Annotated in this window: 23 protein-coding genes; 10 read left to right on the plus strand and 13 right to left on the minus strand. The window is 69.2% G+C overall.

Annotated elements, in window-relative coordinates; genetic code table 11:
* Nucleotides 1–583 precede the first annotated feature (583 nt).
* From ACFYWI_RS22955 to ACFYWI_RS22965, 3 genes are all read right to left on the minus strand, one after another.
* Nucleotides 584–1,876: a sugar ABC transporter permease gene (locus tag ACFYWI_RS22955; RefSeq protein WP_389235624.1), complete on the minus strand. Its 1,293-nt coding sequence runs from the start codon at nucleotides 1,874–1,876 to the stop codon at nucleotides 584–586.
* Complete coding sequence (locus ACFYWI_RS22960; RefSeq protein WP_389235627.1) at nucleotides 1,873–2,658, minus strand: ATP-binding cassette domain-containing protein; 786 nt, start codon at nucleotides 2,656–2,658, stop codon at nucleotides 1,873–1,875. Before ACFYWI_RS22960 ends, ACFYWI_RS22955 begins: the two co-directional genes overlap by 4 nt.
* A gap of 78 nt (nucleotides 2,659–2,736) precedes the next feature.
* On the minus strand, nucleotides 2,737–3,801 hold the full coding sequence (locus ACFYWI_RS22965) for a sugar ABC transporter substrate-binding protein (protein WP_389235630.1): 1,065 nt from the start codon (nucleotides 3,799–3,801) through the stop codon (nucleotides 2,737–2,739).
* A 126-nt stretch (nucleotides 3,802–3,927) separates the two neighbouring features.
* On the opposite strand from ACFYWI_RS22965, the gene ACFYWI_RS22970 reads away from it, so the two are divergent.
* Nucleotides 3,928–4,131 carry a hypothetical protein gene (locus ACFYWI_RS22970; RefSeq protein WP_389235633.1) on the plus strand — a complete coding sequence of 68 codons (204 nt, stop codon included), beginning with the start codon at nucleotides 3,928–3,930 and terminating at the stop codon, nucleotides 4,129–4,131.
* A gap of 89 nt (nucleotides 4,132–4,220) precedes the next feature.
* On the opposite strand, the gene ACFYWI_RS22975 is transcribed toward ACFYWI_RS22970, so the two are convergent.
* Complete coding sequence (locus ACFYWI_RS22975) at nucleotides 4,221–4,637, minus strand: ATP-binding protein (RefSeq protein ID WP_389235636.1); 417 nt, start codon at nucleotides 4,635–4,637, stop codon at nucleotides 4,221–4,223.
* Between the two features lie 172 nt (nucleotides 4,638–4,809).
* Between ACFYWI_RS22975 and ACFYWI_RS22980 the strand changes: the two genes are divergently transcribed.
* From ACFYWI_RS22980 to ACFYWI_RS23000, 5 genes are all read left to right on the plus strand, one after another.
* Nucleotides 4,810–5,628, plus strand: a complete 819-nt coding sequence (locus ACFYWI_RS22980; protein ID WP_389235639.1) for an IclR family transcriptional regulator — start codon at nucleotides 4,810–4,812, stop codon at nucleotides 5,626–5,628.
* Between the two features lie 10 nt (nucleotides 5,629–5,638).
* On the plus strand, nucleotides 5,639–7,135 hold the full coding sequence (glpK, locus tag ACFYWI_RS22985) for a glycerol kinase GlpK (RefSeq protein WP_389235642.1): 1,497 nt from the start codon (nucleotides 5,639–5,641) through the stop codon (nucleotides 7,133–7,135).
* Between the two features lie 268 nt (nucleotides 7,136–7,403).
* Nucleotides 7,404–8,942 carry a SpoIIE family protein phosphatase gene (locus tag ACFYWI_RS22990; RefSeq protein ID WP_389235645.1) on the plus strand — a complete coding sequence of 513 codons (1,539 nt, stop codon included), beginning with the start codon at nucleotides 7,404–7,406 and terminating at the stop codon, nucleotides 8,940–8,942.
* Nucleotides 8,943–9,226: 284 nt separating this feature from the next.
* Complete coding sequence (locus ACFYWI_RS22995; RefSeq protein WP_389235648.1) at nucleotides 9,227–9,697, plus strand: cation:proton antiporter regulatory subunit; 471 nt, start codon at nucleotides 9,227–9,229, stop codon at nucleotides 9,695–9,697.
* Between the two features lie 4 nt (nucleotides 9,698–9,701).
* Entirely contained in the window at nucleotides 9,702–10,922 is a 1,221-nt protein-coding gene (locus tag ACFYWI_RS23000) for a cation:proton antiporter (RefSeq protein WP_389235651.1), read from the plus strand.
* A 123-nt stretch (nucleotides 10,923–11,045) separates the two neighbouring features.
* Here ACFYWI_RS23000 and ACFYWI_RS23005 read toward each other — a convergent pair whose 3' ends face one another.
* Together ACFYWI_RS23005 and ACFYWI_RS23010 are read right to left on the minus strand one after the other, a co-directional pair.
* Nucleotides 11,046–11,651: a histidine phosphatase family protein gene (locus tag ACFYWI_RS23005; RefSeq protein ID WP_389235654.1), complete on the minus strand. Its 606-nt coding sequence runs from the start codon at nucleotides 11,649–11,651 to the stop codon at nucleotides 11,046–11,048.
* A gap of 56 nt (nucleotides 11,652–11,707) precedes the next feature.
* Nucleotides 11,708–12,916, minus strand: coding sequence for a DUF418 domain-containing protein (locus ACFYWI_RS23010; RefSeq protein WP_389235657.1), 1,209 nt, complete (start codon nucleotides 12,914–12,916; stop codon nucleotides 11,708–11,710).
* A gap of 174 nt (nucleotides 12,917–13,090) precedes the next feature.
* Between ACFYWI_RS23010 and ACFYWI_RS23015 the strand changes: the two genes are divergently transcribed.
* The 4 genes from ACFYWI_RS23015 (at nucleotide 13,091) to ACFYWI_RS23030 (ending at nucleotide 16,786) form a co-directional block, all read left to right on the plus strand.
* Entirely contained in the window at nucleotides 13,091–13,753 is a 663-nt protein-coding gene (locus tag ACFYWI_RS23015) for a response regulator (RefSeq protein ID WP_389236038.1), read from the plus strand.
* Nucleotides 13,750–14,880, plus strand: a complete 1,131-nt coding sequence (locus tag ACFYWI_RS23020) for a sensor histidine kinase (protein WP_389235660.1) — start codon at nucleotides 13,750–13,752, stop codon at nucleotides 14,878–14,880. The genes ACFYWI_RS23015 and ACFYWI_RS23020 overlap by 4 nt, the downstream gene beginning before the upstream one ends.
* A 493-nt stretch (nucleotides 14,881–15,373) precedes the next feature.
* Nucleotides 15,374–15,640 (plus strand): hypothetical protein, encoded by a 267-nt coding sequence (locus tag ACFYWI_RS23025; protein WP_389235663.1) that lies wholly within the window; start codon nucleotides 15,374–15,376, stop codon nucleotides 15,638–15,640.
* A 417-nt stretch (nucleotides 15,641–16,057) separates the two neighbouring features.
* Complete coding sequence (locus tag ACFYWI_RS23030) at nucleotides 16,058–16,786, plus strand: peptidoglycan recognition protein (RefSeq protein ID WP_389235666.1); 729 nt, start codon at nucleotides 16,058–16,060, stop codon at nucleotides 16,784–16,786.
* A 70-nt stretch (nucleotides 16,787–16,856) separates the two neighbouring features.
* On the opposite strand, the gene ACFYWI_RS23035 is transcribed toward ACFYWI_RS23030, so the two are convergent.
* The 7 genes from ACFYWI_RS23035 to ACFYWI_RS23065 all read right to left on the minus strand — a co-directional run bounded on the left by ACFYWI_RS23035 (nucleotide 16,857) and on the right by ACFYWI_RS23065 (nucleotide 25,027).
* A complete protein-coding gene (locus ACFYWI_RS23035) occupies nucleotides 16,857–17,438 on the minus strand; it encodes a hypothetical protein (RefSeq protein WP_389235669.1) in 582 nt (193 codons plus the stop codon).
* Between the two features lie 592 nt (nucleotides 17,439–18,030).
* Nucleotides 18,031–19,239, minus strand: a complete 1,209-nt coding sequence (locus tag ACFYWI_RS23040; protein WP_389235672.1) for an MFS transporter — start codon at nucleotides 19,237–19,239, stop codon at nucleotides 18,031–18,033.
* Between the two features lie 77 nt (nucleotides 19,240–19,316).
* On the minus strand, nucleotides 19,317–19,757 hold the full coding sequence (locus ACFYWI_RS23045) for a hypothetical protein (RefSeq protein ID WP_389235675.1): 441 nt from the start codon (nucleotides 19,755–19,757) through the stop codon (nucleotides 19,317–19,319).
* A 68-nt stretch (nucleotides 19,758–19,825) separates the two neighbouring features.
* Nucleotides 19,826–21,580, minus strand: a complete 1,755-nt coding sequence (locus ACFYWI_RS23050; protein WP_389235678.1) for a glycerol-3-phosphate dehydrogenase/oxidase — start codon at nucleotides 21,578–21,580, stop codon at nucleotides 19,826–19,828.
* Nucleotides 21,581–21,660: 80 nt separating this feature from the next.
* The gene (gene glpK / locus ACFYWI_RS23055) at nucleotides 21,661–23,178 is read right to left on the minus strand and encodes a glycerol kinase GlpK (protein WP_389235681.1); all 1,518 of its coding nucleotides are present in this window, start codon (nucleotides 23,176–23,178) and stop codon (nucleotides 21,661–21,663) included.
* Nucleotides 23,179–23,223: 45 nt separating this feature from the next.
* On the minus strand, nucleotides 23,224–24,069 hold the full coding sequence (locus ACFYWI_RS23060; RefSeq protein WP_389235684.1) for an MIP/aquaporin family protein: 846 nt from the start codon (nucleotides 24,067–24,069) through the stop codon (nucleotides 23,224–23,226).
* A 316-nt stretch (nucleotides 24,070–24,385) separates the two neighbouring features.
* Nucleotides 24,386–25,027 carry a TetR/AcrR family transcriptional regulator gene (locus ACFYWI_RS23065; protein WP_389235687.1) on the minus strand — a complete coding sequence of 214 codons (642 nt, stop codon included), beginning with the start codon at nucleotides 25,025–25,027 and terminating at the stop codon, nucleotides 24,386–24,388.
* Between the last annotated feature and the right edge of the window lie 143 nt (nucleotides 25,028–25,170).

Below are 25,170 nucleotides of genomic sequence, written 5' to 3' on the forward strand. Positions count from 1 at the left end.
GTCTCTGTGCACGAGCAGCCGTGTTGGACGCGGTCCCGCAAGTCGGGCGCGACCACGGACCGCCGCAAACCCCACTCGCCCCAATTTAGACGATATGAGAGGTGAACGGGGCGAAGGGGCGGCGGGACCGCAGTGGTGCTCGGCGGGGAGCGATCCGCTGCGGCCCGCACGTGGGACAGCCGGCGTCTGCGGGGACAGTCCCGCGGGGTGCTTCGACCCATAGGCGAGATCCGCACCCATCTCCGCGGCTGGGCCTGGCTCACCCTCATCCCTGAACAACTCGCCCACCGACTCGGGGGACCCGCCGCGCTGAAGGCGACCGGCGCCTTCCACGAGGTGCGGCCGCTGACCGCTGGTGGGTCCTCCTGCGCGCCACCACGCCCTCGCGAATCCTCCCCTGTTCGCGGATCACGCGTCGGCACGACTCGACTCCTCGGGCCGTGCCCGGCTCGGCCCGTGACCGTGTGGCCACTCACGCGAGCTCTCCCGGACCGGCTCCGGCCCACCAGGGCGTGTCGATGAGGCAGGACACGACGGCGCTAGGTGCCGTGGGCGGCCGAGGTGCAGCGCGGCGCTTGCGTGGTCAAGCCCTGCCGTGCGCCTTCTGCGAGAAGTGCGACAGCGAGTCGAGGGCTACGGCGGCAAGAAGCACTCCACCGGTGATCACGGATTGCATCGGCGTCGGGATACCCAGGAGAACCATTCCCGACGCGATGGACTGGATGACGAGTATGCCGAGCAGGACAGACCACGTTGTACCGCGGCCGCCGAACAGGCTGACGCCGCCGATGACGGCTGCGGCAACGGCGTTGATCAGCAGGATGCTGGAGCCCGAGGTCTGGCCCACTGCGGCGACGCGTGAGGCCAGGAAGAGCCCGCCGACAGCGGCCAGCGTCCCGGACACCATGAACGCCGAGATCCGCAACCACACCACGTTGATGCCGGCGCGGCGGGCCGCCTCGGCACCCCCGCCGATGGAGAAGATCTTGCGCCCGTAGAACGTGCGGCGAAGGACGAAGTCGAGGCCGACAACGAAGGACAGGAAGATCAGAAGAGCGAGCGGCAGGCCCTGGAAGCGGTTCAGGATGTAGGCGGCGGCGAACGCGACCAGTGCCACCGCGCCGGTGCGTACGGCGATGACACTGAGCGGCCGGGACCGCACGCCGGCGGCCCTGCGGCGGCGTGCGTCCCGGTAGGACGCGAGGAAGTACGCGGCCACGCTGAGCGCCGCCAGCCCGTAGGCGACCGCCGCGTCGTGGAAGTAGTAACTGGTCAGCGCGTGGACCAGGCCCTGCTCGTGGAGGTTGATGGTGCCGCTCGCGCCCAGGACATAGAGCATGAGGCCGTTCCAGGCCAGCAGCCCCGCCAGGGTGACGACGAACGCCGGTACGCCGATCCTGGCCGAGAAGAACCCCTGAACAGCGCCGATCGCCGCCCCGACGAGCACGGCGGCGACGATCGCCGGCCACTCCGGCAGGCCGTTGCTCACGTTCAGCACGGCGAACACCGCCGCCGTGAGCCCGCTGACGGAGGCGACCGACAGGTCCACCTCACCGAGCAGCAGCACGAAGGCGATACCGAGGGCGATCATGCCCGTGCCGACGATGTCCACGCTGAGATTGGACAGGTTGCGGGGCGACAGGAACTGCTGGTGAAGGCTCTGGAAAACGGTCCAGAGCACGACGATGCCGATGATGCCGGGCAGCGATCCGAGTTCGCCGCTGCGCAGCTTGCGGATGAAGTCACCGACGTAGCTGCTGAAACCGCCCTCGCCGCCCGCTGCCCGGCGCTGGTCGACGGCTGTGGGCACGGCGCCGGCGGAATCGCCACCCGCCCCGGTGGGACCGAGATTCTCGGATGCTCGTGTCCTGTTCACATCGCTCCCTCCGACGACCGGGTCTCGCGATGTGTTACGGCGTTGTCGGTGGCGCCGGTGATGGAGGAGACGATCTGCTCCTGGGACGTGGTCGGCACGCTGAAGAAACCATTGTTGCGACCGAGATGCAGTACCGCCACCCGGTCCGCGACGGCCTTGACGTCACCCAGGTTGTGGCTGACGAGGAGAACGCCGACCCCGCGTTCCCGCAACCGGTCGATCAGGTCGAGGAAATGGATGGTCTGCCTGACGCCCAGCGCAGCGGTCGGTTCGTCGAGGATGAGCATCCTGGGTTCGCTGAGAAGAGCGCGCGCGATCGCGACCGTCTGACGTTGGCCCGCGGAGAGGGAGGCGACGGGGACACGGACGCTGGGGATACGGATGGAAAGGGTGTCCAGCAGTTCCAGTTCCCCTGCCCGGCGCTCCATGGACACCTCATCGAGGATTCCGGTCCTGCCGAGCTCGTGGCCGAGGAAGAGGTTGCCGACGACATCGAGGGTTTCGCACAACGCGAGGTCCTGGTAGACGCCCGCGATGCCCAGGCCCTGGGCATCGCGGGGGCGAGTGATCCGGACGGGACGGCCGTTCCACTCGATGACGCCCTGGTCGGCGGGGGCGGCGCCGGTGATCACCTTGACGAGGGTGGACTTGCCGGCGCCGTTGTCGCCGACCAGGGCCACGACCTCTCCGGCGTGGATCTCCAACTCGACGTCCGTGAGTGCCCAGACAGCGCCGAAGCGTTTGCAGACTCTGCGCAGCGCCAGCAGGGGTGTGCTCGGCACGTGACTACCTCCTTTGCCCGTCCCGTCCCTCCGGCCGGTGATGCCGCACGACGTGCGCGAGGTGCGGCGTCGGGCGGCCTATTCGATGAGTCCGGCTTTCCGGCAGGCGGCTTCGACCGTCGGGGTGCAGATCTGGCTGACCGTGTAGAGGCCGCTCTTGACGACCGTGTCCTTGATCGTGCCGGCGGTTACGGGGACGAGGGGGCCCAGGACGGCCGGAATCTCCTTGTTCGTGTCATTGCTGACACGGTCCTTTGCGATGCTGTCGAGTTTCTCGCCACGGCCCAGGGCGACGGCCATCTCGGCGGCGGCGTTGGCCTCTGCTTCGAAGGACTTGTAGATGGTGACGTACTGCTCGCCCTTGACGATCCGCCGCACGGCCGAGAGGTCGGCGTCCTGACCGGTCACCGGCGGCAGCGGCCTGATACCGGCGGCCTTGAGCGCGGTGACCACGCCACCCGCGAGCCCGTCGTTGGCCGACAGGACGCCGTCGATCCTGTCGGCGCCCAGCTCGGCGATGGCGGCCGACATGTTCCTGAACGCGTTCTCCGGAATCCACTCGGCGGTGTAGTACGACCTGCCGATCTTCACCTTGCCCTCGAGTACGGAGAGCGCGCCCCGCATCAGGTGTCTCGTGTTCGGGTCGGTGGGGTCACCGTTCATCATCACGATCTGGCCGCCGCGCGCCTTGGGACCCATCGCTTTGAGGAGCTCCTCGGCCTGGATCCTGCCGATCTCCTCCGAGTCGTAGCTGGAGTAGGCCGAGACGGGGCCCTCGGCGAGGCGGTCGTAGGAGACCACCGGGACATGCGCGTCGCGGGCTCTGGCGACCGAGGAGCGGAGCGCCTTGTCGTCGACCGGATCAAGGATCAGGACCTTGGCACCGTCCGCGATCATGGACTCGATCTGCTGCTGCTGAGTGGCCACGTCCGCCGAGGCGTAGGCGTGGGTCACCCTGCAGTCGGGGCACAGCGCCTTGACCTTCTTCACGATCAAGGGCTTGTCCGCGGTCGCCCAGCGAGCGGTGTGCGTGTCCGGGAGCAGCAATCCGACCGTGAAGCCGCCCCCACCGGGGGTTCTCCCGCCCGCGTCCTCGCCTGCCTCGCAGGCGGCGAGACCGGCGAGCGCGCACACGGTGGTCACGGCGACGACAGCACGACCCGGACAGTTCTTCGTCCGAGACTTCTTCCTGCCACGTCTCCTGATGCTGTGCACCGTCTGGAGCTGAACCGACATAAGCCCCAATGTATGAGAAAACATGAAGCAGTGATGTCGGGAACCTGGACCCGGGGGACCCGAGGGACCCGCAGACCACGTGCGACGGCCTGCACCTACCAGCAGATCGATCCGGTGAGCGAGCAGGACGGCGTGCAGCCGGACGGCAGCATCCGGGTGGGTTTGCTGTTCCGCACCGACATCGGGCTCACCTTCGCCTCGCCTCCGGCACACAGGGCGATTCCACCACCGCCGTGAGCGCCCCGGACACGTGAGCGCCCGGGACAGTGGCAACCCGGCGTGCCGCGGCAGTCTCGGCACAACCCCGGCCGTACCGGGCTGTCTTGCTACGTTGCGAGGAGATCCGCCCAGCGGGTGATCCCGCCGGTGTGGACACGTAGGCCGTAGCGAGCCGACAGGGCAGTGACTATGGCGATTCCCCGGCCGTGCTCGTCCGGGGCAGCCGACTGCCTGGAGGGGAGCGCGCCTCCCGCGTCGGTGACTTCGATGCGCAGGGCTCTGCGTTCGTCGACGCGGACCCACGACAACCGCAGCGTCGCCGGTGGCAGGGCGTGGACGAGCGCATTGGTCAGCAGCTCCGAGACGACCACGAGCGCATCCATGGTGACGTCCGGGGGAAAGCCCCACTCGGCGAGCACCATGCGGACACGTCCGCGTACGGCCGGGACGGCCGCCGGGGAGTGCGGAACGGGGCAGACATGATCGACTGCCTCGCGGGCCACTGTGTTGAGCTGAGCCGCCATGTGCCCTCCTCGGCGAGCGCTGCCGGCGGGACGCCGACGCATCGAACGCTAGGGAGCGATGCGAGGCAGGTCAATAAACATCGGTCGGCATTACCGAACGCAGGACCCTGATCCGGATAAATCCCTGCATGATGCGCCACCGTGTACCGGAAGGCGGACCTAGAATCGTCTTATGGCCGGTCCGGTCCAGTCGATCGAACGGGCGGCGGCAATCCTGCGTCTGCTCGCTGGCGGCCCTCGTCGGCTCGGACTGGGTGAGGTGGCCGCCTCGCTCGGGCTTGCGAAGGGCACCGCCCACGGCATTCTGCGCACCCTGCAGCACGTGGATTTTGTGGAGCAGGACGCGGCGACGGGAAAGTACCAGCTCGGGGCAGCGCTGCTCCACCTCGGCACCAGTTACCTCGACGTCAACGAGCTGCGGTCGCGCTCCATCAACTGGGCCGACGCCCTGGCCGCCCGCAGCGGGGAGGCGGTCCGCCTCGGCACCCCCCTGGAGGACAGGGTGCTCATCGTCCACCACGTCTTCCGGCCGGACGACACGCTCCAGACCCTGGACGTGGGCGCGCTGCTGCCGCTGCACGCCTCCTCGCTCGGCAAGGTCCTGCTGGCCTACGGGACAGCGACGGTGGAGTCGGCGCTCGAGGCCGGGCTGGAGGCGTACACCCGGCACACCCCGGTCGTCCCGGAGGAACTCAACCGTGCGCTCGCCGAGATCCGGGAGCAGGGATGGGCCGCCGAGGTCCAGGAAATGAGCATGGGTGACGCCGGCGTCGCGGCCCCCATCCGGGGGCACGGCGGCCTCGTCGTGGGCGCCATCGGCGTGTCCGGCCCCGTCGAGCGGATCTGCGATGCCAAGGGCCACCCTCAGCCGGCCCTGATCACCCTGCTCCGTGAGGCCGCACGGGCGATCTCCAAAGACCTGGGGGCGGCCCGCTGGTTAGCCCACCACCGCATCCTCGACGCATCGGAAGGCAGTCCGGATCATGGTTGAACGGTATGTGATGTCCATTGACCAGGGCACCACCTCCACCCGTTGCATCCTGTTCGACCACCGCGGGCGGTTGGTGTCAGTGGCCCAGCGCGAGCACCAGCAGCATTTCCCGAGGCCCGGCTGGGTCGAGCACGATGCCCTCGAAATCTGGAGCAATCTGCGGCGTGTCGTGCCCGAGGCCCTGTCCGGCGTCGGCATCGGCATCGGACAGGTCTCCGCCCTGGGCATCGCCAACCAGCGCGAGACAACGGTGCTCTGGGACCGGCGGACAGGCACCCCGCTGGGGAGAGCCATCGTCTGGCAGGACATCCGCACCGCTTCGCTCGTCGACGACCTGAGAAATCACCCTGGCGACGAATTCTTCCTGGAACGCTGCTGCCTGCCGCCTTCGACCTATTTTTCCGCGCCACGGATCCGCTGGCTGTTCGACCACGTCGCAGGGCTGGAACAGCGAGCCCAGGACGGCGAGGTGCTGTTCGGCACGATGGAGACCTGGCTGATCTGGAACCTCACGGGCGGCACGGCCGGCGGTCAGCACATCACCGACGCCACCAACGCCAGTCGCACCATGCTCATGAACATCCGCACGCTCACCTGGGACGAGGAGCTGCTGGAGTTCTTCGGGGTTCCCCGCGCAATGCTCCCCGAGATACGGCCCTCGGCGGAGATCTACGGTGAGGATCGCTCGGTCCTCTTGGGCGTCCCCATCACGGCCGCCCTCGGCGATCAGCAGGCGGCACTGTTCGGGCAGACCTGCTTCGCCCCGGGCGAGGCGAAGTGCACGTACGGGACCGGCAGCTTCCTGCTGCTCAACACCGGCACCGACGTCGTGCGGTCCCGGAACGGACTTCTCACCACCGTCGCGTACAAGGTCGCCGATCAGCCCGCGGTCTACGCGCTGGAAGGCCCGATCGCCGTCACCGGGTCGCTGGTCCAGTGGTTCCGCGACCGTCTGGGGCTGATCAGCAGCGCCCCGGAGATCGAGACCCTCGCGCGCACCGTCGAGGACAACGGCGGCTGCTACATCGTCCCGGCGTTCTCCGGTCTCTTCGCGCCCCATTGGCGCAGCGACGCACGCGGTGTCATCGTCGGCCTCACCTCGTACATCACCAAGGGGCACCTGGCCCGAGCCGTGCTGGAAGCCACCGGCTGGCAGACCCGTGAAGTCGTCGACGCCATGAACGCCGACTCCTCACTGACCCTGAGTGAGCTCAAGGTCGACGGCGGCATGACATCCGACAACCTGCTCATGCAGATCCTGGCCGACGTCCTCGACGTGCCCGTGGTGCGGCCCATGGTTGCCGAGACCGTCTCGCTGGGCGCCGCGTACGCCGCCGGGCTGGCTGTCGGCTACTGGTCGGACCTGGAAGTCCTGCGCCGCAACTGGCACCGGGCCGCCCAATGGCTGCCCGATATGGACCCCGCGCGACGCGAATCGGAATACGACAACTGGCAGCGGGCCGTCGAGCGATCGCTGGGGTGGATCACATCGCCTAACCGCCCTTGAGGCGCGAACATGACGCATTGCGACCGCAGCCCCCGGCGGACTCCGGCCGCCGCGCGTGCTGCGGCCGTCCGAAGATCGTGACTGCTCCGGCTCAGCGCGCCTGTTGCCGGCCGAGTCGCCTGGGGACCGGGCTCGCGACTGCCGTAGCTGCGGGAGCGGCCCCTGGAGAGAGACGATGGGGGAGGTAGAGCCACGCCGGCCGAGCCGCGGGCCCGGGTCAGCGTCCTGACACCACTGGGTGGCGGGCGTGCAGTGAGGAGGGACTGGGATGTGTGCAACCGAGTCCCTCCGGCCCGGTCTCGACACGGCGAGTGCCGCTCCGACCGCGTCCGGTGGCCTCCTCGATGTGCTGAGCGTGGCGGCCGTTCTCCTCGACTCCGAGGGCAGGATCGATCTCTGGAGCCCGCAGGCGGAGGAGCTGTTCGGCTACAGCGCCGAGGAGGCTCTCGGCGAGTTCGCGGGCCGCTTGCTGCTCCATGAGGAGGACCAGGGGCCGGTACTGGACCTGTTCGCGCAGGTCATGAAAGACGGGGACAGCTGGGCCGGGGTCTTCCCCGTCCGGCACAAGGACGGCAGCGCACGGTTGGTGGAGTTCCGCAACATGCGGTTGCTGGACGACGAGGGGGACTACTACGCCCTGGGTCTTGCCGCGGATCAGGCGACGCTACGGCAGGTCGAACGGGATCTGGCATTGTCCGCCCGACTGGTGTCCCAGTCGCCGATCGGACTGGGTGTGCTGGACACCGACCTTCGGTACGTCTCGGTCAACCCGGCCGAAGAGCGGATGAACGGCGTACCTGCCGCCGAGCATGTAGGCCGGCACGTCCATGAGGTGCTGCCGTTCCTGGACGCGTCCTTCGAAGTGACGATGCGCGAGGTCTTGGCCACGGGCACCCCGGTCCTGGACCGGTACACCGTCGGCCGTACCACGGCCGACCCGGACAACGAGCATGCCTGGTCGATCTCTTTCCATCGGCTCGAGGCGCCCAACGGGAAGGTGCTGGGTGTGGTGACCTCCAGCGTGGACGTCACCGAACGTCACCGTGCTGTCGAGGAACAACGCCGCACCGTTCTCACCCTCCAGCGCAGCCTGCTTCCCCGCTCGCCACCACAAAGGCCGGGGCTGGCTGTCGCCTCCCGGTACCAGCCGGCCCGGGCGGCCAGCGAGATCGGCGGCGACTGGTTCGACGTCATTGCGCTCGGTGGCGACAAGACCGCCCTCGTCGTCGGAGACGTCATGGGCAGCGGCGTCAGCGCCGCCGCCACCATGGGCCAGCTCCGCACCGCCACCCGCACCCTGGCCGGCCTCGACCTCGAACCCGCCCAGGTCCTCCAGCAACTCGACCGCATCACCGAGGATCTGGAGCAGGACACCATCGCCACCTGCGTATACGCCGTCTACGACCCTCGCAGCGCGCAGTGCCACATCTCCCTCGCCGGCCACCTGCCCCCTGCCCTCCTCCGCCTTGACGGAAAGCACGAACTGCTCGAGCTGCCCACCGGAACACCGCTGGGCGTCGGCAAGGGCGACTTCCGCACCACCAGGCTCGCCCTGCACCCGGGCGACCAGCTCGTCCTGTACACCGATGGGCTGGTCGAAAGGCGTGACCAGCCCATCGACGAATCCCTGGACACCCTGCTCGCCCTCCTGGACGACCCCCACCGTTCCCTGGACGACACCAGCGAGCTGCTGTTGCACACCCTGCGCCACCCCGGCGATCACGACGACGTCGCACTGCTCATTGCCCAAGTCCTGCCCTCGAGCGCTTCGCGGAGAGCTTCACGGGCGGTATCAGGAAGAAGCTGAACTGCACGGAGCAGCTTCGGCGAGCACAGTGAATCGTGGGGAGCGCTGGCCAGCCCGATACCGTCTGTGGGCCCGCGGCCCTGCCTGCGGCGGAACCTATGTCCCCGGCCGATCCCGACCGGAGTCCGGGGCCGGTGTCCATCCGTGGTGACACCCATACCCATGCCCTGGCTCCAGATGGCAACATGACGGCTCCGTGGCAGGTGAACGCACCCGGCAGCACCGCCGACGGAACGTGAGACATGTACGACGAGAAGGAGGGACGGGCCGTGCCCGCTCCGCGGATGAGAACGACACCCCTGCCCGGCATCGGTGTGCAGTACGACCTCACCACGCGTGAGCACCGCCATCTGTCGGTGGTCGCGCACCGCGACGGGACACGGACGGTCAACGTCTACCGGGCCGACGACCCGGACGCATGCGCCCAGTCCCTGCATCTGACAGGCGCGGAGACCGCGTCACTGATCGACGCGCTGATGCCTGCCCACCACAGCCCGAACGTGCTGCACACCACCGATCTGGGGCTGGTTGCAGAACGGATCGAGCTGTCCGCGCACTCGTACTGGAACGGACGTGTGCTGGGCGAAACCGCGATGCGCACCGAGACAGGCGTCTCCATTGTCGCCGTGCTGCGCAGGGCCAACGCGATCCCGTCTCCCGCGCCGGACTTCCGCCTCGCCGGTGGGGACACGCTGATCGTCATCGGCACCCGCGAAGGTGTGGATGCGGCGGCGTCGATACTCGGACGGGAGTGACCGGGTGCACTCCGCTGTCTTCCTCATCGAGTTCGGTGCGATCATCCTCGGCCTCGGCCTGCTCGGCAGGCTCGCGGGCCGTCTCCACTTCTCACCGATACCGCTGTATCTGCTGGCGGGCCTCGCCTTCGGCGAGGGCGGTCTGCTGCCCCTGGGGGCGAGTGAGGAGTTCGTCGCGATCGGCGCCGAGATCGGCGTCATCCTGCTGCTGTTGATGCTGGGCCTGGAGTACACCGCCACCGACCTCGTTTCCAACCTCAAGACCCAGTACCCGGCCGGGCTGGTCGACTTCACCCTCAATGCGCTGCCGGGAGCGGCCGCGGCGCTGCTGCTCGGCTGGGGCCCGGTGGCCGCCGTGGTCCTGGCCGGGGTCACCTGGATCTCATCCTCCGGCGTCATCGCCAAAGTCCTCGGAGATCTCGGCCGGCTCGGTAACCGCGAGACGCCCGTGATCCTCAGCATCCTGGTCCTCGAGGACCTGGCGATGGCCGTCTATCTGCCGATCGTCACCGCCCTGGTGGCCGGAGTGAGCCTCGCCGCGGGGAGTGTGACGCTGGCGATCGCTCTCGCCGTGGCGGGAGCGGTGCTCTTCGTCGCGGTCCGCTACGGCCGAGTGATATCGCGTTTCGTCTCCAGCGACGACCCGGAAAAACTGCTGCTCGTGGTCCTCGGACTCACCCTGTTGGTCGCGGGTATCGCCCAGCAACTCCAGGTCTCCGCGGCGGTGGGGGCCTTCCTCGTGGGTATCGCCCTCTCAGGGGAGGTCGCCGAAGGCGCCCACACACTGCTCAGCCCGCTACGGGACCTGTTCGCCGCGGTCTTCTTCGTCTTCTTCGGCCTCCACACCGACCCGGCGAGCATCCCACCGGTGCTGCTGCCGGCCCTGGCGCTGGCGGTCGTCACCGCCCTCACGAAGATCACCACCGGGTACTGGGCGGCGAAGCGAGCCGGGGTCGGCGTCAAGGGCCGCTGGCGCGCGGGTGGCACGCTGGTGGCGCGCGGCGAGTTCTCCATCGTCATCGCCGGACTCGCCGTCACCGCGGGCATCGAACCCGGAATGGGACCGCTGGCCACCGCCTATGTTCTGATCCTCGTGGTCATCGGCCCGCTGACCGCCCGTTACACCGAGCCGGTCGCCGCGTGGGTGACCTCCCGGCGTACACCGTCGCCGCCGCAGGCCACAAGCCCGACAAGCGAGACGTCCACAGCCGACCTCCCGGGCTGAAGCGAGCCGACAGGATGCACGAGGGTCGCCGGAATCCGAGATTGAGCACGGCGACCGGCGCCGTGGGCGGGGTCTGAGCGGAGTGTGAGCCGGGGGTGGGCTTCGCGAACCGGATTCCCTTCGTCACAAGGCGTAGGAACAGCGCGGACCGCTGTCGGCTTTTTGAGAGAGAATGACGCGGTCGAGCCGGACGTTCCAGCGGCCACCGCGCGGGGTGAGGGCGACCGCCGACAGGGGCGGCACAACGAGATGCCAGAAGGCTGTCGCCGGCGCGGACAGAGCAAGGACGAGCAGGGCCCGGACAACGGCCGGTTCGGTGATGGCCAACGCGCGACCCGTGTCGGGCGGCAGGCTGCTCAGCCAGTTCGCGGTTCGCCGGCAGAGCTGGCGTACGGACTCGCCTCCGTGGGGCGCGGAATCCGGATCCGTAAGCCAGGCGGTGAACCCGTGGGGGTCGCAGGTGGCGACGTCGTCGACCGTGCGGCCGCGCCACTCGCCGTAGTCGAAGTCGCGCAGCCCGGCTTCGAGCGTTGTCTCCAGGCCGAGGGCATCAGCGATCTGCGCGCAGCGGGAGGAGGGCGCGCGGACGGCCAGCGGGTACGGAGGCAGCGCTGCTACGGCAGCGCTTGCCTCGAACAGGCTGCGTTCACTCAGGGGACCGTCACCGAAGACTGCATCCCTGGTGGGGTCTCCTGCCGTCGCACTCAGAAATGTCAGGTGGACCGACATGGGGTCGACCTCCTTCCTGGCCCGGCTTGACGCCGGATGGTGTGGCTGCCACCCGCTCAATTGATGAGGCGGGCGGGTGTGGTGGTGGCGGCGTGCAGCATGTACTCCAGCGGTCCGCGCCGGAAGACCCGGGTCCAGGCCAGGGCCAGCAGCATGGCGACCGCGGCGAAGCCGAGGAGGACGGGCAGGGCAGCGAAGGCCGGCAGGTCGTCGGTGCCGAGTGCCTTGATGGCGACGATGTGGCCGACATAAGCAGTCAGGGAGATCGAGCCGACCGCAATGACCGGAGCGGCGAGCCACTGCAGGCGCGCCGATCGGTCCGTTGCGATGAGGCAGGCGGCCAGGCCCGCGAGGGCGACGCCGGTGTTGCCCAGGATGGACCATGTCGTTTGGCTGTGTGGTGCGGCCACGAGCAGCCAGGCCGGAATGCCGGCGGTGGGGTCCTCGCCTACGGCGTCGGACCACCAGGCCGAGGCCGCCGCCCCGGTGTCCGTGGCCGCGTTCACGCCGGCCTGAGCGCCCGGGACCAGGTGCAGGGCCAGCCACGAGCCTCCGTAGCCGAGCACGGCCAGCGCGCCGCCGAGCACGGCGAGCCTGGCAGGTACGCCGCGCCGGGTGAGGTCGAGCTTGGCCAACGCCATTCCGGCGATGATGAAGGGCAGCCAGGTCAGTACCGGGTACGGGCCGGTGATGAGCAGCTCGATGATCCCGTCCGAGCCGGTGATCCAGGCCAGCGGATCGTGGGCGATGACGGCATCGGCCCAGCTTCCGCCTTCGACCGCGGCCCGCAGCAGATACAGGACCTGGGGCATGACGAGCGCGGTCGACGCGGCGATGACGGCCAGGGTGGCCGCGCGCAGCCGGTACAGCGGAAGGGCGAGGACGAAGAGCAGTCCGAATTGGGCAAGGATCACGTCGACCGGGGTGTCCAGGGCGGTCAGGACGTATCCCAGGACGATCAGGATGGCGGCGCGGATCAGTACCCTGCCCGCGGCCTGCCGCCCCGCCCGCCCGGTCCGCGGCTGCGGCCTGCCGGTCAACAGGACCAGGGTGAACCCGGCAAGCACAGCGAACAGGGCAGAGGACCGGCCACGGGCCACCTCCATCACCCAGCCCAGCGGGCCGCCCACCGACGGCTCGGGACCGACATGGGCCGCGAACATGCCCAGGATCGCCAGGCCCCGGGCCAGGTCGAGGCCGATCAGCCGCCCTGTCGACGAGCGGCCCGCCGCAGACGGCACGGCCGGTGATACGTCGTGCGTCATACGCTCCAGGGTTGGGGAAGCTGCCGGTAGCCAACATCCGGCAGGTGTCCGGAACGCCCCCGCCGACTGGCTGGCGCAGCCCCGCCGCCCGGCCCGATTCGGTGTCGGGCACCCGCCGGGCGTCCCTCCGCGTGGTACGAATCGGACAGTGGTCCGATGGCGAGTGGAGCACGCGTGATCCGGGTAATGGTGGTCGACGACGAGGCCTTGATCCGTACGGGCTTTCAGCACATCCTCGACGCGGCTGACGGCATCGACGTCGTGGCTGCGGTTGCGGGTGGCCAGGCGGTCCGGACGGCGCAGGAGATACGTCCCGACGTCGTGCTGCTGGACATCCGGATGCCGGACGTCGACGGACTCACCGTCCTGGCCGGACTCCGCCGGCTGCCGCACCCTCCGGTGGTGGCCATGCTCACGACGTTCGACATGGACGAGTACGTGGCAGCGGCGCTTCGCTCCGGCGCCGCCGGCTTCCTGCTCAAGGACACCGACCCCGAGGAACTGCCGTTCCTGGTGCAGACCCTGGCCCACGGCGGCACCGTACTGTCGTCCAAGGTCACCAGGACGGTCGTGGACGGCTATCTCGAAGCCGGCTCGCACCAGCCCGCCCGTAGCCTCGGCCGGCTGACCGGCCGCGAGCGCGCCGTACTCGTCCTCATCGCGGAGGGGCTGTCCAACGCCGACATCGCCACACGGATGCACCTGAGCACCGGCACGGTCAAGGATCATGTCAGTGCCATCCTCACCAAGCTCGAGGTGGGCAGCCGCGTCCAGGCCGCCCTGCTCGCCGAACGGGCAGGCCTTCTCAAGCCACCGCCGGACCAGGAGGGGGAATGACACCTGACCGCCTGCGCGCCCCGCTGCTGGACGCCGCCCTCGTCGCGGTCTCGCTGCTCGACGTCTGGGCCCACCTCGATACCGGCGAGCCGCTACGGCTGGCTTGTGCCCTGGTCGCTGCCCTCTCTCTTGTGTTGCGCCGTCGCCTGCCGCGGCTCACCTACCTGCTCACCCTGCCGGCCGTCCTGCTCTCCGACGCGGTCTTCGCCGCGCTGGCCGCGCTGTACACCCTCGCCTCGCTCACCCGCCGACGCATTCTCCTGGCCGTCTGCGCGATTGCGTTCACGATCAGCGACATGACCTCGTGGCCGTCCCCGAACTTCGACCTCTCTGCCACCTCGACCTGGATCACTCTGGGCTACACGGCGGCGACAGCGGGCGCGGCCGTCTTCCTCGGTCAACTCGTCCAGACCCGGCGTGATCTGTCGCTGCGGATCGCCGAGATCTCCGAGGCGCGTGACCACGAGCGGTTGCTGACCGACCAGACCGTGCTGGCCAGGGAACGCGCGCAGCTCGCCCGTGAGATGCACGACGTGGTCTCTCACCAGGTCAGCCTGATCGCGGTGCGGGCCGGAGCGCTCCAGGTCGGCACCCGGGACGCCGAGGCCAAGGAAGCCGCAGCCACGATCCGGCGGCTGAGCGTACAGACCCTGGACGAACTGCGGCACATGGTCAGTGTCCTGCGCGCCTCCGGGGGGCGCCCCACGGAGCTGACCCCGCAGCCGTCCCTGGCCGATCTCCAGCAACTGGTCGACAGCAGCGGCATCGAGGCCGAGCTGCGGACGGACCTGCCCGACGGCCTTCCGCCGACCGTCCAGCGCGCCATCTACCGCACCGTCCAGGAGGCGTTGACCAATGTACGCAAGCACGCCCCCGGCGCCGGCGCGACAGTTCGCATGTGCCACGAGGGCGGTGCCGTGCGTGTCACGGTCACCAATACCGCACCGACACGGCCCGCTCTGCCTCTGCCCAGCGCGCACTACGGCCTGGTCGGGCTGCATCAGCGCGCCGAGCTCCTCGGGGGCACTGTCACCTCCGGTCCGACGGTCGACGGCGGCTACGAACTTCGCCTGGTGCTTCCGGTCATGGGCAGCTCGCGGGCAGGTGGGCACGAGCCTGAGCACTGACGGAATGCCGGCACACCTCTCCCCGGGGCGGCGCCAATTGTGCGACGGCGAAGCCGAGTTGGGCATCACACCATGACCGACTCCCCGTGCGCACGGGGCCGATTCGTCCTGCTTGACTTCTATGTGCCTATATGTCTACGTTAGAGCAGATTGAACGGAATAGTCGTCTTCATTCATGGCGAGAAGGCGAACAATCTCTGCATTCCGATCGACGATCACCCGGTCGTTGGTTGTCCGACGGACGGATTCCCCGCCGCGGGGGTCTGCTGTACGCAGCAACCCTGGTGGGCCCGATGCCGCGTATACAGCGTGTGAGTCGGCAATTGGCAACTCCGTCATGGGCGGTACTCCCGCCCTGACGATGGCAACCCCCGCCATACTCAAGGCCGACGTACCGGACCCTTCGCGAACGCATCAGTGCCTCGCTGGTGCTGACGTCACCGCGGCCGTGCAGGTCTCTGACCCGTCCACGCCCCCGGGAAGGGAAAGCACCATGCGGGTAAAGACATCCAGGATTTCCCGGCTGCTCGCCAGCCTGTTCGCCGCTCTGGCTCTGACCCTTGGCGGAGCCGGCATAGCCAGTGCCACCAGCACCAGCGCGCCCGACTCGGTTTCGTCCCGGTACTGCGACGACTACCGGGGAGGTCATCACTACTACGACGACAGGTGCTATGACTACGACTGGGCCCGCTATGGCTATGGCTACTACGACGACAACGCGAGCCTCCGCGACCTCCTTCGCGTGCTCCTTTACCGGTAGCCCCCCGTCGCGGCCGCCGTGGGACTGCCTTCTGTGCTCCTGAGCAGACCGGCAGTCATCCAGCCGGATTCCCTGCAGCCTGCGAGCCTCGCCCGCGTCCCACACGTCGGGCGCGGCCGCTGCACGCCCAGCGGCATCCGTAACGGCCCAGCTTCCTGCGGCATCTCGACCACGGCCCCCCGGCAGCGCACCGGGTGAGGTGTCGGCCCGCGCATAGCGCCGACCGCTTCGTCCTGCCGCACGCAGTCCGGGCTACACGATGTCCTGACCTGGCTCTGACGCTCCCGCGTCGCCGTTGCCGCGCATCCTTCAGGACGGCAGATGCTCCGTACGCGGCGATGGTGGGAGCTTGCCCGGCCTCACCCGATTGGCCCGCTCACTCGCGGGGTGCGGGTGGTCGGGGGCCAGGGTGGTTCCATGTGGTCCCGTCGACTCGTCCTAGGTGCCCTCGTCCTGCCACTGGCTCTGCTGGTGATGCGGGATGCTCCGGTACGGCGTGCGCCGCCGGAGTGGGTTGCCGTCGGCCCCCAGCCGCCGCACGGGGCGCCGCGGCCTGCGATCGTCAGCCGGGCGGCCTGGGGGGCGGACGAGGGCATGGTCCGGCAGCGCGCGGCGTACACGGGTGCGGTGAGCGCGGTCTTCATCCATCACACCGGGCATCCCAACGGTTACGACTGTGCAGATGTCCCGGACATGCTGCGTGCGGTACAGGCGGACCATGTCAGGGGTGAGGGCTGGGACGACATCGGCTACAACTTCGTCGTGGACCGGTGCGGGACCATCTACGAGGGCCGGGCGGGCGGCATCGGACGTCCCGTGCGTGGGGCACACGCCAAGGGGTTCAATGCCGACAGCGTGGGGATCGCGGCGCTGGGCACTTTCGACCCTGGTGCGACGGTCCCGCAGGCGCTCGAGGAGGGGATCGCGAAGGTTGCCGCGTGGAAGCTGCGGCCCGGGGCGAACCCTCGCGGCACGGTACGGCTGGTCTCGACGAACGACGAGAGCAAGTACAAGAAGGGCGAGCCGGCCGAGCTCCATGTCATCTCAGGGCATCGCGACAGCTACCGGACGCTCTGCCCGGGCGACGCGCTGTACAAGCGGTTGCCCGCGATCCGGGAGGCGGTGGCCCGGCTGAGGGAGCGGTGACGGCGCCGTAGCGAGCCGGCCGGGAGATCCCGGATCCGCCTTGTGGGCCCCGTCCAGCGACTCCCGATGGTCAGCCGGTGCGTACCGCCGTGACGGCGAAGCGTTCGACCTCCGCGACATGCCCGCCGGTGGAGGCGACCACTGTGAGCACCCGGTCACGGGCCCCGGAGAAGGACACCGACCGTTTCCAGGGCTGTCCGTTGCCGCCCGCCGAGGTGCAGCATGAGGTGCCCAAGGGCTTGGGGGACGACGGCTGGCGCACCTGCACGCGGATGCTCTCGTCCACGCCGGTGATCCGGCCGCCCGTCTGCATCGGGGAACGGACGAGTGACCCGTATCCGGGCATGGCCAGGGTGAACGTCGTGTCGTCGGTGCCCACGACCTCCCATGGGGCGTCGGGGCCGGTGCCGTACCGAACGAGATGGATGATCGCCGCGGTGCCGCCCTCGGAACCGCGCGGTGCGACACCGATGCGGGCCTGTGAGCTGTTGACGGTGCGTGCGGTGATGCGGTCGATGCTCTCGAAGCCGAGGTAGCCCTGGGTGAAGGAGAGTGCGGTCCGTTCCGGGTCGAGATGCCAGGGCTGGTGTCCGCCGGAACGGTAGTCACGCTGCCAAGCCTGGGCTTCGGCGAGCGTGGCGAACGGCCACAAGGGCTGGAGACGTCCGGATCCGATGGTCGGCCCGCTGTCGCCGGGTGCCGGCGTGGTCGGCGTTCGCGTGCCTGGCGGTGTGGCTGCCGACGGAGCCGCGGGGACGGGCGTGGAGGGCGACTGGGACGGTGTGGACGTTCCCGGTGCGGTGGACGGTGACGCCGACGCGGTCGGGGGCCTGCCAGAGCCCCCGCAGGCGGTGAGCATCAGGCCGGCCACGGCCGTTGCGGCGAAGAGCCGGAGTGGGAGCCAGACGTTCATGAGTGCCCCAAAGGAAACATGTACCGACCGCCGATACGGTCCGGGCGGCTATCGTCCCACCACTCCGGTTCACGTCACAGACCCCGGGGCCGGCCGCGTCCCGCGGTGCAGCGCCCGGTGTGATACCCCCGGCGCGGCGTGCAGCATCCTGACGACGCCCACAGCACTCATCTCTGCACCGTGAAGAGTCTGCGGTCCGCTCCCGCACCGACGGCACAGGACCGTGGCCGTTCCGAGCAGCCCTGAACGAGGCTGCGCAAGCAGGTATCGGCGGCACGAATCGGGCGGGTGAGCGGAGCGGCAGTGCGCGGTCGCAGGCGTGGGTGCGCGGTTACGCCCCCGTCGGCGGCCTGCGCGCAGCGTACGTTCCCGCGCCCGCCGCCACCAGCATCACGCAGCCAGAGAAGATCAGCCCGGCTTGGCGCAGCCCGAGCCATGTGGCCATGGCGCCGACACCGACCACCGGCACCGAGATCCCGGCGTAGGCGACGACGAAGAACGCCGAAATGGTGCCGCCCCGATGCTGTGCCGGGGCCGCGCTGCTGACCAGGGTGAGTGCCGCGCGAAAGGCCAGTCCCTGGCCGGTGCCGCCGCACAGGGCGCCCAGGACGAGCAGGAGCATGGATTCGGCGATCAGGGACGACGCAACCAACAGCAGGCCCACGACGAGGATGCCGCACCCCACGGGGAGCGCGCGGCGCGGGCCGATCCGTTCGGTCAAGGTCTGCCCGACGGTCGAAGCGAGGAACACCGAGAACACCACAGCGCCCGAAACTGCCAGGTTGTGCACACCCAGCGTCTGCGAGGCAAAGCTCGGCGCGACCGCCGTGAAGAGCCCGAGAAGCGCGAACCCGGCGAACGCCGCCAGGGCGGCGGGCATGAACACACCCTTCACCTCGGGCGGCACGGTGACTCCCTGCGGCTTCAGAGGGGGCCATCGCTTCGGCTCCGCCACGGTCTCCGGCAGGAACCAGGTGATCCCACCGGCCACAGCCACCAGCCCGAGGTGGACCCAGAACGGCAGCGTCAGCGGCCAGGGTGTGTACTGCGCGAGGAGGCCCGAGAGCAGGGGACCGCAGCCCAGACCACCCATGTTCGCCGCGGTGGCGGCGAACCCGGCCCGCGCCTTCTGCCCAGGTCCGGCCAGCTCGATGACGGCCGCTGTCGCCGCGCCGCTCAGCAGGCCGGCCGCGCAACCGGACAGCAGCCGACCCGCGAAGAGCAGAGGCAGACCGCTCTGCAGGAGGAAGCATCCCGCACTCGCGGCCGACAGAGCCATGGCGATAAGGAGCACAGGTCTGCGGCCGACCTCGTCGGAGTAGTTGCCCGCCACCAGCAGCACGGTGATGACCGCGACGGCGTACACGGCGAAGACAACGGTCACCATCAGCTCGGAGAACCCGATCTGTTCCTGATAGAGCCCGTACAACGGTGTGGGCAGGGTGGTCCCGGCCATCCCGATGGCGAACACCGCCGCGGCGGCCGGATACCCCGGTCGCCACCCACCGCCTGCGTTCACCGCGTCCTCGCGAACGTTCACTCACCTCACCCCACGAGCGCGCGTCACCGCAGCGGCGCCCGGCACGAGACGGCGCACCGGGGGGACTTGAGGATTCGTCAGTCCCAGAGTTTGTACGTCACTTCCCGCTGTGTCTGCGGTGGCTTGCTGTCGGTGTAGACGAGTCGCAGCCGGGTGAAGTGCTGGAGCTCAGGATGCTTCTTCCAGGTCGCCGGGCGGTCGAGCCTCACGGTGACCCGGTAGGAACGGAACTTGCCTGCGGCGCAGTAGGGCTGACAGTCATTGACCAGGTCGAGTCCACTTCCCACAGCGGATGTCGGTCCCCAGCTGGACCATCGGAGCGCCGTCAGACGGTTGTTGCCGTCCCCGCAGGCGAGCAGAAAGTCGCCGGGGCGTACCTGTGAATTCGAGAAACAGTCGACGGCCACCACGCGTGCGGGCGAGGGTGACTGTGTGGAAGCGGATGCGGGTACTGCTGCTGCCGCGAGTGCTGTCGCGGCGCACAGGGTGACCGCTGTCTTGAGCTTCTGTCCGTGCATGTCGGCTCCCCAGCTGCCTTTTTCGAGCCAACCTGGCCCGTCTGCCCCCAGTTGTTCCCCCATCGACGCTACGACCGTGCCCGGGGATGCACCACCCGAACAGTCCATAACCAATCGCGGACGGGGATGATGTCGGGCGCGCCGAGCCGGACCGCGTCCGCGGCGCGGTCGTCCGGCTGCTGTTGTGCTTCGCGTTCCGCGGCAACCCGTGCGACGTACTGCCCGACTTCGCGTTCCGCCTGCTCGTTGTCCCATCCCAGGTGCGGTGCCATCAGCTCGGCGACCGGTCCGGCGGCGTCCGTGCCCCGGTCCCAGGACTCGATGGAGATACGGGTGCGCCGGGTGAGGACGTCCTCGAGGTGCCGGGCTCCTTCGTGGGTGACGGCGTAGACGGCTTCGACGCGCAGATAGTCGTCGCTGCTGGGCAGCGGTTCACCGAGGGCGGGGTCGGCGGCCACCATGTCCAGGAGTTCGTGCACGAGCGAGCCGTAGCGGCCCAGGAGGTGCTCGATCCGGGCGACGTGCAGTCCGTAGCGCTGAGCGAGGAGGTGCCGGGAGTTCCACAGCGCCGGATGACCGTCGGCGCCCAGCAGGGGCACCTTTGATGTGACGCAGTCGGGCACCAGCTCGTCCAGCGCGCGGGCCGCTTCGTCCACGGCATCCTTCGCCATGACGCGGTAGGTGGTGTACTTCCCGCCTGCCACCACCACCAGTCCGGGCAGGGTATGGGCGACCAGGTGCTCGCGTGAGAGCTTGCTGGTTTCGGCGGCCTCGCCCGCGAGGAGCGGACGCAGTCCGGCGTAGACGCCCTCGACGTCGGCCGGCGAGAGGGGGGTGACCATGACGGCGTTGACGTGGTCCAGGAGGTAACGGACGTCCTCGGAGCTCGCGGCGGGGTGTGCCTTGTCCAGGTCCCAGTCGGTGTCGGTGGTGCCGATGATCCAGTGCCGTCCCCAGGGGATGATGAAGAGCACGCTCTTCTCGGTGCGCAGGATGATCCCGGTGCGGGAGTTGATGCGGTCGCGCGGGACCAGCAGATGGACACCTTTCGAGGCGCGGACGTGGAACTGTCCGCGGGCGCCCGCCAGGGACTGGGTGTCGTCCGTCCACACGCCGGTCGCGTTGATGACCTGCTTGGCTCGCACCTCGGTCACGGTGCCGGTTTCCAGGTCCGTCACGGCCGCGCCGGTCACGCGCTCGCCCTGGCGCAGGAATCGGGTTGCCTGGGTGCGGTTGGCGACGAGGGCTCCGTAGGCGGCGGCGGTGCGGGCCAGGAACAGGGTGTGGCGGGCGTCGTCGACCTGGGCGTCCCAGTACTGGACGGCTCCTACCAGGGTGTCGGGCCGGAGTGCGGGGGCCTCGCGCAGAGCCTGCCGTTTGAGCAGATGGCGGTGGTGGGGCAGGCCACGGGAGGTGCCTGAGGCCAGTGCCATGGTGTCGTAGAGCAGTACGCCGGTCCCGACGTAGAGGCGTTCGCCGAACCGGTGTTGCAGCGGGTAGAGGAACGGCACGGGGCGGACGAGGTGGGGCGCGAGGCGCTGGAGAAGGAGCCCGCGTTCCTCCAGTGCCTCGGCGACCAGATGGAAATCCAGCATCTCGAGGTAGCGAAGGCCGCCGTGGATGAGCTTGCTGGAGCGGCTGGACGTGCCCGACGCCCAGTCCCTGGCCTCGACCAGGCCGACCCTCAGGCCACGCGTGGCGGCGTCCAGCGCCGCTCCGGCACCCACCACACCGCCGCCGATGACCAGGACGTCGAGCTCGCCCCGGCCCAGACCTTCGAGGGCCTGCGCCCGCGCCTCGGGCGAGAGAGCCACAGCTTTCACGGCAATCGTCTCCTCCCGTTTCGGCGGACCGGCCCGCGCCGACGCCGTCGGCGCGGGCCGGTCCGCCCTGTCCGCGGCCGCTACTCGACCTTCGCCCAGTCGAAGGTTCGCTCCACCGCCTTCTTCCATCCGGCGTAGCCTTCCGCGCGCTGCTCGTCGCTCCACTGCGGCTCCCACCGCTTGGACTCCTGCCAGTGGGTGCGCAGTTCGTCCTCGCTCTGCCAGAACCCGGTGGCGAGGCCGGCGGCGTACGCGGCGCCGAGCGCGGTGGTCTCGGCGACGACCGGGCGGCTGACCGGGACGCCGAGGACGTCGGCCTGGATCTGCATGCACAGGTCGTTGGCGGTCACACCGCCGTCGACCTTGAGCACGTCCAGATGGACGCCGGAGTCCTGCTCCATGGCCTCCACCACGTCGCGGCTCTGGTAGCAGATGGCTTCCAGCGTGGCCCGGGCAATGTGGCCGCCGTTGTGGAAGCGGGAGAGCCCGACGATCGCACCGCGGGCGTCGGAACGCCAGTAGGGCGCGAAGAGTCCGGAGAAGGCGGGCACGAAGTACATGCCGCCGTTGTCCTCCACACTGCCGGCCAGCCGCTCGCTCTCCGCCGCATCACGGATGATCTTCAGCTGGTCGCGCAGCCACTGCACGGCCGAACCCGTGACGGCCATGGACCCTTCGAGTGCGTAGACCGCCGGGTTGTCGCCGAGCTGATACGCCACCGTGGTGAGCAGCCCGTGCTGGGAGTGCACGAGCTCGGTGCCCGTGTTGAGCACAAGGAAGTTGCCTGTGCCGTAGGTGTTCTTGGCCTCGCCGGGGGCGAAGCACACCTGGCCCACGGTGGCCGCCTGCTGGTCTCCCAGCACCCCGGTGATGGGGATGGCGGCCCGAAGCGGCCGGGAGGTGCGCGCCTGGCCGTACGCCTCGGCGTGGGAAGAGGGGTTGATGCGCGGCAGCATCACCCGCGGGATGCCGAAGAACCCGAGCAGCTCGTCGTCCCAGTCGAGGGTTTCCAGGTTCATCAGCATGGTGCGGCTGGCGTTGGTCACGTCGGTGGCGTGGATTCCGCCGTCCGGGCCGCCGGTCAGGTTCCACAGCACCCAGCAGTCGGTGTTGCCGAAGATGGCGTGACCCTGCTCTGCCGCCTCGCGCAGGCCGTCGACGTTCTCCAGCAGCCATTGGATCTTGCCGCCGGAGAAGTAGGTGGCCGGGGGGAGGCCCGCCTTGCGGCGGATGACGTCGCCACGGCCGTCCCGTTCGAGGGCCGCCGCGATGGAGTCCGTCCGGGTGTCCTGCCAGACGATGGCGTTGTGGTACGGACGGCCGTTCCGCGGATCCCAGACCACGGTCGTCTCCCGTTGGTTGGTGATGCCCACGGCGGCCAGGTCCGATGCGGACAGGTTCCGCTCCCGGATGGCGGTCTGCATCACCGTGTTGGTGCGCTCCCAGATCTCCACCGGGTCGTGTTCGACCCAGCCCGAGCGCGGCAGGATCTGAGCATGCTCCAGCTGATGCTTCGCCACCTCGTTGCCGTCGTGGTCGAAGATCATGAACCGGGTGCTGGTGGTTCCCTGGTCCACCGCGCCGACGAAGTCCGCCATGGGGTGCCGCCTCTCCACAGAGTTGGGCCGGGGATGCTGAGGCGGTCAGGCCTCGGGGGTCGGGACGCGTCCCGGGGGCTCGGGTTCCGCAGTCGGCAGGAAGCGGCCGATGAAGAACTTGTAGAAGAACGCACCCACCAGTCCGCCGATCAGCGGCCCGATGATCGGTACCCAGAAGTAGAAGTTCCCGTACTGATCTCGCCACGCGGTGCCGTAGCCGGTGATGAAGCTCGCCAGCCGCGGGCCGAAGTCACGCGCAGGGTTGATCGCGTATCCCGCGTTGGTGCCCCACGCCATGCCGATCCCGACCACGATGAGGCCGACGATGAACGGGGCGAGGTTGGCGCCCGGGGGGGTGTTCAGCAGGTCCGTGACCGCCATGATCAGCAGCAGGAGGATCGCTGTGCCGATGATCTGGTCACGGAAGGCACCCCACTCGCCGACCGGCAGATTCGTGTTGCCGTTGGCGGGCAGGGTCGAGAAGACGCCCTGGGTCTTGAACGTGTGCCCGGGGTCCGCCTTCGCCAGCGCCTCGGTGTAGTTCCAGCGCACCAGCAGAGCGGCCACGAAGGCACCGGCGGTCTGGGCGAGGGCGTAGGGGGCGACCTTCTTCCAGGGGAAGCCCCTGAAGGCGGCGAGAGCCAAGGTCACCGCGGGGTTGAGATGGGCGCCGCTGAGGCGTGCCGCCACGTAGACGCCCAGCGTGACTCCGAGGCCCCATGCCCAGGAGATGCTGTCGTGATTGCCCAGCCCGCCCGGGGGATCGGTGAGGGCTCCGCCGGCGACCACTTGGGCCACCACACCGCAGCCGAAGAGAATGAGGACCATCGTGCCGGCGAACTCCGCCGACAGCTCCATCACGAGCGCTGATCTGTTCGCACGACCGGCCATAGGATCCTGCTTTCCAGCCGATTTCGAACCGGCAGTTCAATCGCCGGAAATGTCCGAAACAACATCATAGGTCCGGGAAAATCTCGCGCCACCTGGCGCGACGGTGCCCCAGGTGGCACCACATCTGCCGGCCGGGCCACGGCCGGTCCTACGGGATCCGACGATCGTCGGTGAGGTCGGGAAAACGCTGCTCCCGGACCGTTGCCACGGCTCTGAGCCGGCGCTGTGCCGGACACTGCCCGAACCATGCGCACCGGCGCCCGTGGCACCGGTGCAGCCGCCCGCCCTCGTCCCGGGAGAGGCCGCCCCGCGGTCGTCAGACGGGGCGCGGGGGTGAAACGGCCGCGGGAACCTCGGGTCGGACCTCGTCGCGGACGAGGTTGACAACCTGGTCGGCGATGGTGTCGAGGATGTCCGCCGCCGCCGCGTCGTCGCCGAGGACGAGGAAGTTCAGGGTCAGTCCGTCGGTCATGACCGCCAGATAGCGGGCCAGCACCGGGACAGGTACACGGAGCTCGAACTCCATGCTGTGACGGAGCTGTTCGATGAGTTCGGTGTAGGTGTCGGAGTACAGCTCGTACTGCCGCCGCGCCAGATGCTCGAACCCCGGCTGTCGCAGCGCGTACTGCGTGAGTTCGTAAGTGAGCATGTGTTCCCCGGGGTTGGCGGACACATGGTCCCAATAGGCCTGGAATCCGGCCCGGATGGTCTCCCGAAGGGTGGTCTTCGGCCGGATTGCCTCCTTCACCACCGTGACGTAGTGATCGGTGATCGCCGCGATGACGGACTCGAGCAGGGCCTGCTTGGAGTCGAAGCAGTAGTGGAAGACGCTCAGTGAGACGCCCGCCTCGGCGGCGATGGACCGGGTCGTCGTCCTGGGGACACCGTCACGTGTCATCGCGCGGATCGCTGCCTCGATCAGCTGTCGGCGCCGCTCGGCCGACGACATCCGTGCCATGTGGTTCCCTTCGTTCCTGTGCCGCGCGCGGGCACGAGGCCGGGGCCGGGCGGGTGAGGGGGGGGGATACCGGCCGGCCCCCGCCGGGGGGGGCGCCACGGGGGGGTTTGCGGGGGTTGACGCCGCCCACAATTCGGGCATAA

It is taken from the genome of Streptomyces sp. NPDC002889 (genome assembly GCF_042888425.1).
In the GTDB taxonomy this organism is placed as follows: Bacteria; Actinomycetota; Actinomycetes; order Streptomycetales; family Streptomycetaceae; genus Streptomyces.